General features: G+C 52.9%; 11 protein-coding genes. 7 read left to right on the forward strand and 4 right to left on the reverse strand.

The genetic code is table 11. The features are described 5' to 3' along the window. Nucleotides 1-18: 18 nt before the first annotated feature. The 6 genes from tssM to B4C79_RS09105 all read left to right on the forward strand — a co-directional run bounded on the left by tssM (nt 19) and on the right by B4C79_RS09105 (nt 7,981). Complete coding sequence (tssM, locus tag B4C79_RS09080; RefSeq protein ID WP_291741982.1) at nt 19-3,492, forward strand: type VI secretion system membrane subunit TssM; 3,474 nt, start codon at nt 19-21, stop codon at nt 3,490-3,492. Continuing rightward, a complete protein-coding gene (tagF, locus tag B4C79_RS09085) occupies nt 3,489-4,097 on the forward strand; it encodes a type VI secretion system-associated protein TagF (RefSeq protein ID WP_291741977.1) in 609 nt (202 codons plus the stop codon). The genes tssM and tagF overlap by 4 nt, the downstream gene beginning before the upstream one ends. Then, nucleotides 4,094-5,767 (forward strand): serine/threonine protein kinase, encoded by a 1,674-nt coding sequence (locus B4C79_RS09090; protein WP_291741974.1) that lies wholly within the window; start codon nt 4,094-4,096, stop codon nt 5,765-5,767. Before tagF ends, B4C79_RS09090 begins: the two co-directional genes overlap by 4 nt. 71 nt (nt 5,768-5,838) lie before the next feature. Next, nucleotides 5,839-6,846 carry a putative solute-binding protein gene (locus B4C79_RS09095; protein WP_291741971.1) on the forward strand — a complete coding sequence of 336 codons (1,008 nt, stop codon included), beginning with the start codon at nt 5,839-5,841 and terminating at the stop codon, nt 6,844-6,846. Between the two features lie 77 nt (nt 6,847-6,923). Beyond that, nucleotides 6,924-7,394, forward strand: coding sequence for a DM13 domain-containing protein (locus B4C79_RS09100; RefSeq protein ID WP_171097229.1), 471 nt, complete (start codon nt 6,924-6,926; stop codon nt 7,392-7,394). Nucleotides 7,395-7,552: 158 nt separating this feature from the next. Continuing rightward, nucleotides 7,553-7,981 carry a hypothetical protein gene (locus B4C79_RS09105; RefSeq protein WP_291741963.1) on the forward strand — a complete coding sequence of 143 codons (429 nt, stop codon included), beginning with the start codon at nt 7,553-7,555 and terminating at the stop codon, nt 7,979-7,981. On the opposite strand, the gene lipA is transcribed toward B4C79_RS09105, so the two are convergent. Further along, nucleotides 7,908-8,891, reverse strand: a complete 984-nt coding sequence (lipA, locus tag B4C79_RS09110; RefSeq protein ID WP_171097225.1) for a lipoyl synthase — start codon at nt 8,889-8,891, stop codon at nt 7,908-7,910. The genes B4C79_RS09105 and lipA overlap by 74 nt on opposite strands. Nucleotides 8,892-8,932: 41 nt before the next feature. After that, on the reverse strand, nt 8,933-9,640 hold the full coding sequence (lipB, locus tag B4C79_RS09115) for a lipoyl(octanoyl) transferase LipB (protein WP_205882474.1): 708 nt from the start codon (nt 9,638-9,640) through the stop codon (nt 8,933-8,935). A 45-nt stretch (nt 9,641-9,685) separates the two neighbouring features. On the opposite strand from lipB, the gene B4C79_RS09120 reads away from it, so the two are divergent. Beyond that, nucleotides 9,686-10,345, forward strand: coding sequence for a GNAT family N-acetyltransferase (locus tag B4C79_RS09120; protein ID WP_105027954.1), 660 nt, complete (start codon nt 9,686-9,688; stop codon nt 10,343-10,345). Here the strand turns inward: B4C79_RS09120 and B4C79_RS09125 are convergent. Continuing rightward, nucleotides 10,342-12,771, reverse strand: coding sequence for a PKD domain-containing protein (locus B4C79_RS09125; protein ID WP_291751316.1), 2,430 nt, complete (start codon nt 12,769-12,771; stop codon nt 10,342-10,344). The two genes, B4C79_RS09120 and B4C79_RS09125, sit on opposite strands and share 4 nt — an antisense overlap. A 101-nt stretch (nt 12,772-12,872) precedes the next feature. Further along, nucleotides 12,873-13,529 (reverse strand): cupin domain-containing protein, encoded by a 657-nt coding sequence (locus B4C79_RS09130; RefSeq protein WP_105027952.1) that lies wholly within the window; start codon nt 13,527-13,529, stop codon nt 12,873-12,875. Between the last annotated feature and the right edge of the window lie 264 nt (nt 13,530-13,793).

Raw genomic sequence — 13,793 nt, forward strand, 5'->3', positions numbered from 1 at the left:
CATCACCAGGTATTCAACATGCTTTTGAAATTTGTACTCAGCCTATTGGCATTCATTGGTTTTCTGGCCTTGGTTTGGCTTGTGGGTCCAATTGTTTCTATTGGCGATTCGCAGCCTTTTGCCGGCATCTGGATTCGAAGCACACTAAGCGTGCTGATTTTCGCACTGGTATTTGGCCCCCTGGCCTGGCGATGGTGGAAAGTTCACAAAGCTGAACATGCATTGAAAGCAGGGCTGACTCGTCAGGATGAGCAATCTCAGATGCAAGCCGCCAAGCTGCATGACATATTCAAGCAGGCCGTGGAAACGCTGAGGCAGCATCAATCCCGCAAGGCTTGGTACCTTAGCAAACCCGGCTTGTACGAGTTGCCATGGTATGTGATTGTGGGCCCACCCGGCAGTGGAAAAACCACGGCACTGAAAAACGCCGGGCTTCGTTTTCCATTGCAAGACCCCTTGGGCAAGGAATCCGTCAAGGGCGTGGGTGGCACGCGAAACTGCGACTGGTGGTTTACAGACAAAGCGGTGTTGATAGACACAGCAGGCCGTTTCACCACGCAAGATTCCGATCAGAACACCGATGCTGCGGGCTGGAATTCTTTTTTGGGTCTGCTGAAAAAGCACAGACCGAAGCAGCCAGTCAATGGTGTGCTTCTAACATTGAGTATTCAAGAGTTACTGGACGTTGAAGCAAAGCGAAAGGAAACCGCTGCAAAAATTGCCTTGCGTTTGCAGGAGATGATTCGCACCCTGGGCATGTGCCCGCCAGTTTACGTGCTGGTAACCAAGCTGGATTTGCTCTGTGGTTTCAAGGAAACCTTTGGTCGCCTGAGTGAAACGGAACGCGCAAAGGCATGGGGCGTGAACTTCGAGCACCCCAACAATTTGAGCATCACGCTAAGCAAGGATTTGCCACGGGCTCTGGGTCAAATGGTGGAGAAACTGAGCGCTCAGTTAAACGCTCGACTGGAACGGGAAGAACAAGCCTACAAATGTACAAAGCTGTTTGAGTTTCCCTTGGCTGTGGCCCAATTGAAGCCCGCCATCGAAGGCCTACTGAGCATGGCCTTTTCGTCGGACAGTCCTTTTGAAAAACAGGTGACACTGCGCGGTGTTTATTTAACCAGCGGCACACAAGACGGCAATGTGTTCGATCGAATTGCATCAGCGATGGCCAACAATCCAGCTGAAGGCACAACGGCCAAAGGTCCCGGCAAAAGTTTTTTCATTCGTGATGTGTTGTCGCAAGTGGTGTTTGCAGAACAGCACCTGGCTGCCTATGTGAAAAAGAAAGCCCTTCTCGAGCAGTTGGTTTATTTCAGCACGATCGCAGTGGCAGTGATTGGGTTTTCATTGTTGTCTTTGGGGTGGTGGATTAGCCACGGCAACAACAGTGAAGCCATAGCACAGACACTAGAACGGAGCACTGCACTGGCTGCGCAAACCGCCAACTTGCCAACAGAAGCACAGGCACCGCTGCAGGAATTGTTCAAGGCGCTGAATGATTTGCGCGCGGTAGCCCAGGCCAACCCCGACGCAGTGAACCACACCTTGGGCCTGAATCAGGATGAAAAGCTTCAACAGGCCGAACAAATTGCCTATCGGAATTCCCTGGCGAATGCGCTAATACCCCGAGTGGCCAAGCGCCTTGAAGACCGGTTGCGGAATGCCTTGAATCAGGACATGGAACTGGCATATGAATCTCTGAAAGCCTATGTGATGATTCACACACCCAAGCACTATGATGCAGAAGCCTTGTCGACTTGGGTGGTGTATGACTGGCAGCAAAATGTTTTTGTGGCTTATGAGCCCGAACTGCGGGATTCGGCTGGTTTACACCTGGAGGCAGCAATTCACCTGGGAGCACCCAATAGCCTTCCACCCAAAGATCAAGAGCTGATCGATACCGCTCGCCAAATCATCGGTGCACAGGCGCTGGATGAACGCTTGTACAAACGCATGCAGCGGTTCTTCAAGCCGCAACCGGGTGCAGATTTCAATTTGATCAAAACTGTTGGTATCAGTGCCGCTGGAATTTTCAATCGACCCAGTGGGCAATCACTGAACCAGGGGGTGGACGCCCTGTATACGCGCCAAGGCTATGTCAGCTATTTTCTGGCGAAATTGCCAGTTGAAGCGGACCGCCTGCGCCAGGAATCAAGCTGGGTGATGGGGGACACTTCCACAGGCAACCGGGCCAGTGAGCTGAATTCCAAAGCTTTGCTCCAACAGGCCCGTCAGCTTTATGTTCGGGACTATATTCGCACCTGGGACACCTACCTGAAAGATGTACAAATTCTAAAACCTGCACAATTTGACCAGGCCGTAGATTTGGCCCGCGTACTGGCCTCGCCGCAATCACCCCTGAAAAAGTTTCTCGAGGGAGTTTCAACACATACTCGACTGGCTTCTGCCATGAGCAAGGCTGGCGAAAAAACCGAAGCACTTGCCAACCAAAAAGCCAATCAGGCACTGTCACCCAATGTGGCTCTACTGGCTGGGTCAGACTTCAAACCTGTCGACTTCGAGGTTCCGCTCGAACAGCAAGTGGACGACCACTTCAGCGACATCAACAATCTGTTTGAGGGCAACCCGCCTGCCTACGCCCAGGTGGCAACCTTGTTGAACGATTTGTATGCACAATTGGCAGCTGTTTCCAGCGCAAAGAAAAGCAAGGTTCCACCCCCACCTGCTTCTGCGTTGGACTCGCTGCTGGTGGGTGCTGGCGTGCTGCCTGAGCCCGTGCGTGCGATTGTTGGTCAATTGGCGGGGCAAGGCAGCGCTCAAGGGCGTGCCGCAGAACGGGCGAATTTGACAGCAGACCTGCGCCCACTGCAAGAGGTGTGCAGACGCACCGTGACAAACCGTTATCCAATTCACCCCGGCTCAGGTCTGGATGTGTTGACAGACGACTTCGCCCGGTTCTTTGGGCCCGGTGGCCTGATGGATCAGTTCTTTTCAAGCCGCTTGGCGAGCGTGGTCGACACAGGTGGCGCGAACTGGGCGCTGAAACCCTTGAGTGACGGTTCTGCACCACAGGCCAATCCTTCTCTGGTGCAGTTTCAGCGCGCAGCGCGTATTCGCGACGTATTTTTTCAAGGCAGCAAACCGACTGCAAGCTTCGATGTAGAAATGCGTTTGGTCAACGCCAGCAACCCCGATGATGTGTTTTACCTTGAAACAAATGGCGACTTGAAAATGTTCTCGAAACAGTTTCAGCCCACGCACCGAATTCAATGGGGCGGGCAATCGCCTTCAACCACATTGCGTGTTCGGGCCTCAGAGGGAAACTACAAAACATACAACGGACCTTGGGCGCTGTTCCGTCTTTTCGATGCAGCTCAAATTCAGAACACAGAGCGACCAGAGAAATTCAGGGCGACTTTCAATCTGGATGGAAAACAATTTGAGTTTGAAGTACTGGCCAATTCTGCCTTCAACCCGCTGCGGCTCACCGAGCTAAAACAATTCCGCTGCCCAGGCAATTTATGAACACCCATGCTGAAAAACTTTGCTGGTTTGGCAAACTGCCCTGTGTGGGCGATTTTTGCAGCCACAACATGCCTGCCGGGCTACTTGAAACACTTGACCTTTGGCTGAGCAGCACCATTCAAGTGGGCCAGGCGGTACACGGAAGCGCGTGGACAAACGCGTATTTCCAAATGCCTGTACACGGATTTGTGTGGGGCTCACGAGTGACACCCGAGTTTCACAACAATGCGGCGATCGGCGTCTTGATGCCCTCGGTCGACAAAGCCGGGCGGGCATTTCCATTTGTTTTGCTTCAAGAACTGCCTTCATGCAGCCTGGATAAACTTGCTTTTGAATCACTCGCACTGTGGTTTCAACAAGCCCACACTTTGTGCGCGGATGCCTTGAACGAGGACTGGTGCCTGAACAAGTTTGAATTGAAGTCAGAATCTCTTGCGCTATGTATGGATGAGTCGGCAAGCAAAGATTCCATTCAGGTCGGAGACGCACAAAGCCATTGGTTCGAAATTGACTACGGCGGTGCAATCAAGGCAGTACTTCAATGCGACGGCTTGCCTGCAAGCCACGATTTCAATACCTTGCTTGGACTTGGCACCGCACCATGATGAACGAGAACACCGTTATTCAGGCTGCGCCTGTGATACCCAATGATTCAGGCCAGCAACCGCTGCCTGTTGGCACACGGATTGAAGGATTTGAGATTCAGGATGTGATTGGCGTGGGTGGATTCGGGATTGTGTACAAAGCACTTGATCCAATGCTTGAACGACAAGTGGCCTTGAAAGAGTATTTGCCGGCTTCATTGGCCCAACGCATTCCGGGTGGCGCTGTGAAAGTGCGTGAGGCACGCCATAAAAGCACCTTTGATGCTGGCATGCGAAGTTTTATCAATGAAGCTCGCCTGCTGGCACAATTTGACCATGCTGCGCTGGTGAAGGTGTACCGGTTTTGGGAAATGGCCGGAACGGCTTACATGGTGATGCCACTGTACCAAGGCATGAACCTGAAACAGTATGCCGAAAACCACGCTGCCCCGCTGGCGCAGGAACAACTGGTGAATTGGCTGCTTGTATTGACCGAGGCACTGGAGGTAATGCATTCGCAGCAGTGCTATCACCGGGATATTTCGCCAGAGAACATCATTATTCAAGACAACACTGACCTGCCCATCTTGCTGGACTTTGGTGCAGCGCGCCGAGCCATTGGCAGCGTGTCGCAACCATTCACCGTGATTCTCAAAGCGAGTTACGCACCGATTGAGCAGTATGCCGAAGTGCCTTCCATGACCCAAGGTGCCTGGACAGATGTGTACGCACTGGCAGCGGTTGCTCACTTCTTGATGACCGGAAAAACACCGCCTTCTTCAGTCGGGCGACTGGTGAATGACAGCTACCTGCCCTTGCATGAACGACCGGAATTGCCCTACAGCCCGCATGTAAAAAAGGCCATTGACGATGCACTGGCAGTGCAGCCACAAGACCGCACCGCCAGCATGTCGCTGTTTCGGCAGGCTTTGCAAACCGAAACACAAGACATTCTGAGCCTGTATGATCAGGTAGCCCACCCCCAACCGGAAGCACCACCCAAACGACTTCATTCAACGAAGTCGATGAAGCGTGGAGGCAGCGTGATTGCAGCTGCGATTGCCTTTACCGCGCTGCTTGCAGTATTCATTTTTGATCTAAATGCTCCGCCCTTGGAGGAAAACGCTGACACCACAAAGACTGCTGTTGTTCAAGCAACCGTACCTTCATCAGACACCATACAAATCGGCCCGGCGCTGACCAACAATTTGGACCCATCGTTTCAAGCCGTGATTGACAAAGCTGACAGTGCGCTCACTATTCAAATGGAGCAAACAACACTGAAAATTGGTAAAGATCTGTTGCGCTTTCAGCTTGAGTCCCCTGTTTCGGGTTTTGTGGCGGTGTATGTTCGTGCCAGTGACAACTCTCTGATTCAGTTGTTGCCAAATGTTCGCGTACCAGCCTTGGCCATTGAAGCCAACAAGCCTATGCCGTTGCCTCCAGCCAATGAACCCATTCAAGCCGCCGGCCCTGCCGGAGAAAACCAGTTCCTGGTGGTGGTGACAGAACAGCCAAGAGACTACGGGCACCTGAACTTTCAGGACCACTACGGATTCGGCTTGATTCCTGCGGACCCGCCGCACAGCGGCCCACTGGTTCAAGCGCTAGAGGGAATCAGCCCCTGCGCCAACACCAGTTGCACTGACAGACTGGCAGCAGCCTGGTTCTCAGTGCATGAAGTGGATTAATTCTTCTGTAGAATGAAATTTCCTCAAGGGCTGAAACATTACAAAAAAAGCCCAAAATTACCGGAGACGACATGAACACCATCAAAGCTGCAGCACTCGTATTGCTGGGCGCCAGCCTCGCTTTCCCGGCACAAGCCCAAGCCTCCAACATCAAAATGTGTATTTTCGACATTGCAGGGCGCAGCGGCCCTGCCTTTGCGCAAGCGCGCGATTATGCAGTGGCAGCCAAGGGCTGGGGTGCCAATATTGAACTGGAAGCGTATGTCGACGAACGCCTTGCCGCCGAAGATTTCAAAACCGGCAAATGCGATGCGGCAGCCATTTCTACTTTGCGTGGCAGGCAGTTCAACAAGTTTGTGGGCAGCATCGACTCCATTGGCGCTGTGCCCACCTACAAGCACCTGCGCACGGTAATTGACCTGATGAGCAGCCCAAAGCTGAATGACAAAATGACCTCGGGCCTGTTTGAAGTGGCGGGTATTTTGCCCATTGGTGCCGCCTATGTGATGGTGAACGACAGGGCCATTAATTCAGTTGAAAAAGCGGCGGGCAAAAAAATTGCGGTACTGGACTACGACAAATCGCAAGCCAAAATGGTGCAACAGTTGGGCGCGCAACCCGTGGCCAGCGAGGTGATCAACTTTGGCACCAAATTCAACAACGGGCAGGTGGACATTATTGCTGCACCAGCCATTGCTTACCAGCCGCTTGAGTTGTACAAAGGCATTGGTAGCAAGGGGGGTATTTACCGCTTTCCCTTGGTGCAGCTAACCGCGAATATTTTGATCCGCAAAGACAAATTTCCCGAGGGCTTTGGGCAAAAGTCGCGGGTTTGGATTCAGCAACAATTTGAACGCGCCATTGCTTTGGTCGATACGTCTGAGAAAGCCGTGCCCGCTGCTGCATGGCTGGATATTCCTGCCGGTGATCGCGAAAAGTACGATGTGCTGATGCGTGAATCCCGAATTCAAATGACCGCAGACGGCTTCTACGATCCCGAGATGATGAAAATTTTGAAGCGTATTCGTTGCCGGCTAGACGCAAGCTTGGGCGAGTGCGCCGACAAGCGTGAACTGTAAATTATTCATCTGCATGTGAAACGTTTTGAGCCCAGGGAGCGAATTGACAAGTTCACTCCCTGAGGGCTTGAAGCACCATGAAAAAAATTCTCCTGTTGATTACCCATGCCGGCGCGCTGATTGTTGGTGTTGCCTTGGGCATTTATTTGCTGCCCATTCTTGTAGAACCTGAAAGCCCGGGCGCCGAGGCCATTACCGCATCGCAAAGCGGAGCGCTGTTCTCAACAGAATTCAAACGCGACTTGAAAGGCAGCGACTTTTTGCATTGGGGAGAAGGCCGTTTGACCTTGTCTGCTAGCCAGGCGGTGTTCGAGGGCGAGCTTTCACCAGGGCCCGATTATTACTTGTACCTGGTGCCAAAATTTGTGGAAGACGAGGCGGGCTTTTTGGAGATCAAAAGCCAGTCCCTGCAAGTGGGGTCGGTAAAAACCTTTGGCGGATTCATTCTCGACCTTCCGCCCAACACCGACTTGCAACAATACAGCGCGGCTGTTGTGTGGTGTGAACGCTTCGGAGAATTTATCAGCGCCGGGCAGTTTCGCAATTAACTGAACAAAAAGCAGCTGAATGGGTACACCGTTTACGTGACAAATATGCTCAGATAGTCACGTTCTTGGTGCTTTTACTGATGCATCGCAGCAAACCCTCTATGGACTGAAATTGAAGCGCGCCGGACAATGCGTGTCCGCGCAACGAGGCACGGGAATTGGCAAGATTCAATGTGGTGGGGTGTACGGTGGGTGAGGTCGAAATTGACAAGCTGGAAGCCCTGTTACTGGCCAAGCGACAAGCCAAACAAATCAGTGTGTCGATTACTTTGGGTTTGATGACTATTGTTTTTCTGGACTCAATTTACATTTTGAGTACTGTACTGCACGCCATAGAAGGCACAGAAATTTTTCTGTACCTGTTGATATTCACTATGTATGCAGTGGGTGGTGCCTTTGCCCTGGGCACGCTGGCCCGCTATGCATTTATTCGGCACCTGAAACGGGTGCAAGCCGATATTCACCGAATTGAATTGAAGCGAATTCTAAAACGCAGGCACGGTGAGCGTTTTGTTACACCAAACCGTGCGCCTGTTCATCCGCATGGTATGAACTGCGAACCATTGCCCCAACGGCTGCGTGCGTGAAGCCCATTTCGTAGGCTTTCTCTTCAAACATTTTGAATACATCGGGGTGCACATAGCGGCGCACGGGCAAGTGGTGGCCTGAGGGTGCCAGGTATTGGCCAATCGTGATCATGTCCACCTGGTGCTCGCGCATGTCGCGCATCACTTGCAAAATTTCTTCATCGGTTTCGCCCAAGCCCACCATGATGCCGCTTTTGGTGGGCGTGTCAGGGTGCGCTTTTTTGAATTCTTGCAGCAGCTTCAGCGAGTGTTTGTAATCTGAACCAGGGCGGGCTTCTTTGTACAGGCGCTCGGTGGTTTCCAGGTTGTGGTTCATTACATCGGGCGGGGCAGCATTCAAAATACCCAGCGCACGGTCCAGGCGACCCCGGAAGTCGGGCACCAGAATTTCGATTTTGGTGTTGGGCGACAATTCACGGGTTTTTTCAATACAGGCCACAAAATGGCCGGCGCCACCATCACGCAGATCATCGCGGTCTACGCTGGTAATGACCACGTAGTTCAAACGCAAGGCGGCAATGGTTTTTGCCAAATTCAGGGGTTCGTTTTCATCGAGCGGATCAGGGCGGCCATGGCCCACATCGCAGAAGGGGCAACGGCGGGTGCACTTGTCGCCCATGATCATGAAGGTGGCAGTACCTTTGCCAAAGCACTCACCAATGTTGGGGCAGGAGGCTTCTTCGCACACGGTGTGCAGTTTGTGCTCGCGCAGAATTTCCTTGATTTCATAGAAACGGGTCGACGGCGAGCCGGCCTTCACGCGGATCCAGCTGGGTTTTTTCAACTGCTCGAAGGGCACAATCTTGATGGGAATTCGAGCGGTTTTCGCGGCTGCTTTTTGCTTGACGGTCGGATCGCTGACTGCGCTCAGTTCTTTGGCCACAGCGGACTTTTCATTGATCTCGGACACGTTTTTTGCTCCCTGGCCTTTGGGTGATTGGGGCCATGTGTTTACTTTGCCACCGCGGATCGCGCGGCTTCAAGGTGTTGAATCAGGTATTTCATCAGATGCATTTGCATCTCAGCTTGTGAAATTTTAACACCAATCGTGGCCAAGTCCACTGTTTCCAAACCAGCGTAACCACAGGGGTTTATTTGCTGAAATGGCTTTAAATCCATGGCCACATTCAGCGACAGGCCGTGATAGCTACACCCCTTGCGGATCTTGATGCCCAGGGCGGCAATTTTGGCGAGGCTGCCATGGTGCTGGGTGTACACGCCAGGGGCGTTTGGTTTGCGTTGGGCATCCGCCACACCCACCTGCACCAAGGCGTCAATTATGCTTTGCTCAAGCAATTGAACGTACTCTCGCACCTTCAAACCAAAGCGGCGAAGGTCCAAAAGCGGATAAATGACAATTTGGCCAGGGCCGTGGTAGGTGATTTGCCCCCCACGGTCGGTATTCACCAAGGGTATGTTGCTGCGTTGCAACATATGCGCCGGGTCGCCAGCAAGGCCCAAAGTGAACACAGGGGGGTGTTCACAAATCCAGATCTCGTCGCTCATTGGGCCGTTGAGCTGTTCTGAACGGGCATCTGTGAAATTTCGCATGGCTTCCCAGGTGGGCAAATAGTCCACCAAACCCAATTCGCGAATTTGAAGTGGTACTCCAACTTGCAGGGTATTGGGTTGCGGCTTGCTTTCTTGTTGGTGGATCATGTAGGCATATTTCCGATTTTTCACAATTTCGCAGTCGAGTTCATCATGTCGTCAGAGCCCATTGAATGGTTTGATATTCCCAGCGTCTTGGGGCGCAGGGCCGCGTCCATTCTGGGCCTGTCCAAAGTTCCGATTGTGGAACTGGATGATTCACACCGCCCTTTAATTCTTGCACACTTGCTGGCCCTGAATGAAACGGATCGCCGTTTGCGCTTTAGTTATGCGCTGGGAGATGCCGCAATTGCGAAATACACCGCCAGCATTGATTTTGAGCGCGACTCCGTGTTTGGCATTTTCGGGCGTGATGAAGTACTGCTGGGCGTGGTGCATTTGGCTGAACTGAACCAGCCCAAAGACAGCACAGCCCCAAAGGGTGCGGAATTGGGTTTGTCGCTGGACGCCAATATGCGGGGGCATGGCCTGGGTACGCTGCTGTTTCAAAGGGCGTTGCGCAGGGCGCGCAATGAAGGCATTGAAATGCTGTTTATTTACACCCTGATGGACAACGAAGCCATGCTGCGCATTGCCCACAAACTGAACATGCGTGTGAGCACTGCAGACGGCCAGTGCGAGGCCCACCTGCGCGTAGAGCCTGCCAGCACCAGTTCAATGGTGCGGGAATTTGTTGATGAACATTTGGCCGACATTGACCATTTGTTCAAGGGTTCGCTCAACCAGTTTCGAAAGTGGGCTGAGGAGTTTTAAAGCGCTGCACATTCCGGCAGCGGCTCGCTTCCTTTGAATATCCAGATCGGTGCACTCACCGCCACAATTCGATCGTCCCGTTTTACGCGCACGAAATACCAATTCTTTCCATCGGCTGGGTTTACCGTGAAGCGTCCGTTTTTCCCGGTCTGGGTTTGGAGGGGCAGGTAGCGCTGCGCCTCGTTGGTGCCCGGACCTGACTGTGAGCTGAACAGTTCAAACGACATGCCTTGCAAAGGGTCCATGGCTTGCGTGCTGCGAACGCTGACTTCAAATTGAACGGTGTTGTCCTGTGTACCAATGCGCGAGCCCATGGGCAGGCGTTGCTGGCCTCGCGTGGAGGCCTGAACGGCTTCAAAGGTCATGCGCAAGGCATTTTCATTTTGGGCCACGGTATAAAAGCGACGAGCCAGGAAAGCTTCGCGAATGTCGGCCTGGTTGTTGGCACGCGCAATGACCACTGTTTTGGGCAAATTGCCACCGCCCCAATTGGTTTCATGGTGGTCTTCCGAACCGGCTGGCCCCACATACCAACCCTTGTCCAAAGCGTGGCCATACCAAGAGCCAAACTTGCCATCGGTGTCATATTCATCGCCTTTGCCAAACACCTCAATGCCCACTACGCGGTAATCAGCAGGTGCCACATATTTGAAGTCGTTGAAGGCATAGGCTGGGTCGCCTTGCTGAAACACGTTCAATGCATTCAGCGCGCCAGCCATACGTGTGGCTTGCCCCACGCCCTCGCCAATTTGCAGCAGGGCACTGTGCAGGGCGTCTTCTCGCCCTGGGTGGTTAAATACCAAAATACCGTCACCACCGCCGCCTAACTGGGGCGACAGCACAAACCACTGCCAGAACAGGTCCATCGACACCAAGTAACCCGGCCCCAGCTTGGCGTTGATGTTGTTTCGACTCAAGTACACATTGGCATGCCCGAAGCGGTCGGAGGTCCACTCAAAGCCACGCATGGCGGTGAACAGGCCTGGCGATTCGCCAGTCACCTGATTGGCCTGATTCAAAGTACTGCGCCACTTGGTCAAACTGTTGGGCAGGTTGTCGGGATCGGAAATGAGACAAGACAAAGGGTTGTCGGTGCAGTTGGTGGTGTCGGGCAAGGCCAGGGGAATAGCCAGATTGTCGGAATGATCTGAGGACATGACAAAGTCCATGCCGCGCTCTCGGGTCTGTTGGTACACCTGAAGCGGATCGGTGTTGGCCTGCCCATCCGAGTAAGCGGTGTGCTCGTGCATGGCACCCAACAAGTGGGAGTAGCCTTGCCCATTCACACCACCGCCATAAAAGGGAGTGCACTGCCCAGCTGAAAACTGCGCACTGCTCGGTTGTTGAGCACCAAGGGGAGGCGCAGTCAACAAAGCGGCCAAGGGACAACCCACGCGCGTGGGGTCTTGCAGGCACTCCAGAAGACCTGCGTTGCTGCTGGTGTTGCTGCGCACGCTGGCATCCACGCTGCGTTGGCTCACCGAGGTTTGGAAATTGGCTCGGTCTGACACTTCAATGCGGAAGCTTAAGGTTTGATTGGACAGGTCAGGTGGAATTTGCACCTGGGCCATGGCTTTGTCTGCATTGCTTATTTCCAGCATCGCACCATCGGTTTGTGTCCAGCGATAAAACAGGGTGTCACCATCGGCATCACTGGCGTTGACTTGCAAGTTCAAAGTTTCACCGGGACGCACGGGTTCAGGCAATGCACTGGCGTTTTGAATCACCGGTGCAGTGTTGGCTGGGCGCTGGCGGGTGGTGACATTGAACAGTTTGAAGCCCAAGCCCGCCTCGTTGTCAATTGCAATGGCCCGCAGAGTGTAAGTTTGAGATTCAGGCGAATTGGGAAGCTGCACACTCAAATTACAGCTTGTTTCTTCGTACTGAATATTCAGGGTTTCATTGCGCCATTGGTAAGTTTGAATGGTGCCATCGGAATCGGTGGAATCACAGGCGCTGGCCATTAGCCAGTTATCGGCTTGAATAGGCAGCGCATTGGTATTGACCACGGGCAAGGCGTTGTCGAAGGTGTTTTGAATGGTGACCTGAACACGGTCCTCAAGCACAGTGCCGCTGGAAAGCTGGGCTTGCACCACAAACTCAACAGAGGTGTCGTTGTTGACCTGGGGCAGTTGCAGATTCAAAACAGATTCATCCGACCGACCCGCATCACCAAAGAACACGGTTTCTTCACTGGCAGGAAACCAGGCATAAGCCACCACAGAATTCTGATCTGTGTTTTGCACCGTGGCGCGCAGCTCAATGGTGCTTCGCTCTGCGGCTTGCTGATTGCTTCCGGCGCTTAGCGTGGGAGAGGTTTCCTGACCCTCTACCCGTGTGGGAGGGGTGGTGTTGTCATTGCCACCGCATGCAGCCAGCAGTGAAACAAGAAGCGCAGGGAGAAGGATTCGGGTGGTGTACAACATGGCGACAGTCCAATTGGGTTTGGTACTGTTACCAAGCTGCCGGTGCTTAAGATGAGGTGAAACCTACTAAGAGACAAGTCACTAATTTGACACACAAACACCTAGGTCGGCAAATGGCCGATTTTCGCCAATATCAAACAACCATCCGGACTAAATGGTTTGTGAAAACTTCCGTCTGGATTGCGCGTCCAGGTCCCCGCTGGATAAACACCGAGTTCGTCTTGCAACGTACCCTCCAACACAAATATTTCCTCGCCACCGCTGTGCCGATGAAAGGCATAGGTTGCGCCGGGAGACCACTTCAACAGGAAAGTATCCGTCGTTAGAAAACGATCCAGCCTACAAATTTGAACACCCGGGAACAGGGTGTTTTCCCACGGCCCTTCCACTGTGTTGATGACCACAGACTGCTGATCGTCTGGATGCATGTGACGCAACTTTACCCAAAGAATACAACCGTTATTGGAGCGTGGAGAATGTTTGGTTCCGACAGGATTTTTGACATATGTACCCTTGGGATAAACGCCAAACTCATCTTCAAAAGTACCTTCCAGCACGAAGAACTCTTCGCCACCGCCATGCTCATGTTCAGGAAATGAACAACCTGCGTCGTAACGAACAATCGAAGTTAAACGCGCCACTTCATCGCCATCGCGTTCCAGTGGTTTGCGCCATACACCAGGGGCTGGTGAGGCAACCCAGTCGACGTTGTTGCTGTTGACGACCGCGCGTTGGGAAAGATCGGCATTGAGTTTCATGGTGCTGCTTGGTGAATACTGCGATAGTCTCATTTTAACGCAAAGCTCGAAAGCCGTTTTGTCTAGCTCAATCAGCTTGGGTTCAGCTGTCTCGTAGCTTTTTAATCGCCCACTCGGCTTGGGTTCCGATCTCTAGTAGCTTCTTAATCGCCCAATCGGCTTGAATTCCGATCTCTCGCCAGAAAACCTGTTTCTCCCTTGCTGAGCCTTGCGATGCCTGAGAACGACCCTCCTAAACTACGGGTCGGGTCCGTTCTCTGTCGC

It is taken from the genome of Limnobacter sp. UBA7229 (assembly GCF_002473065.1).
In the GTDB taxonomy this organism is placed as follows: domain Bacteria; phylum Pseudomonadota; class Gammaproteobacteria; order Burkholderiales; family Burkholderiaceae_B; genus Limnobacter; species Limnobacter profundi.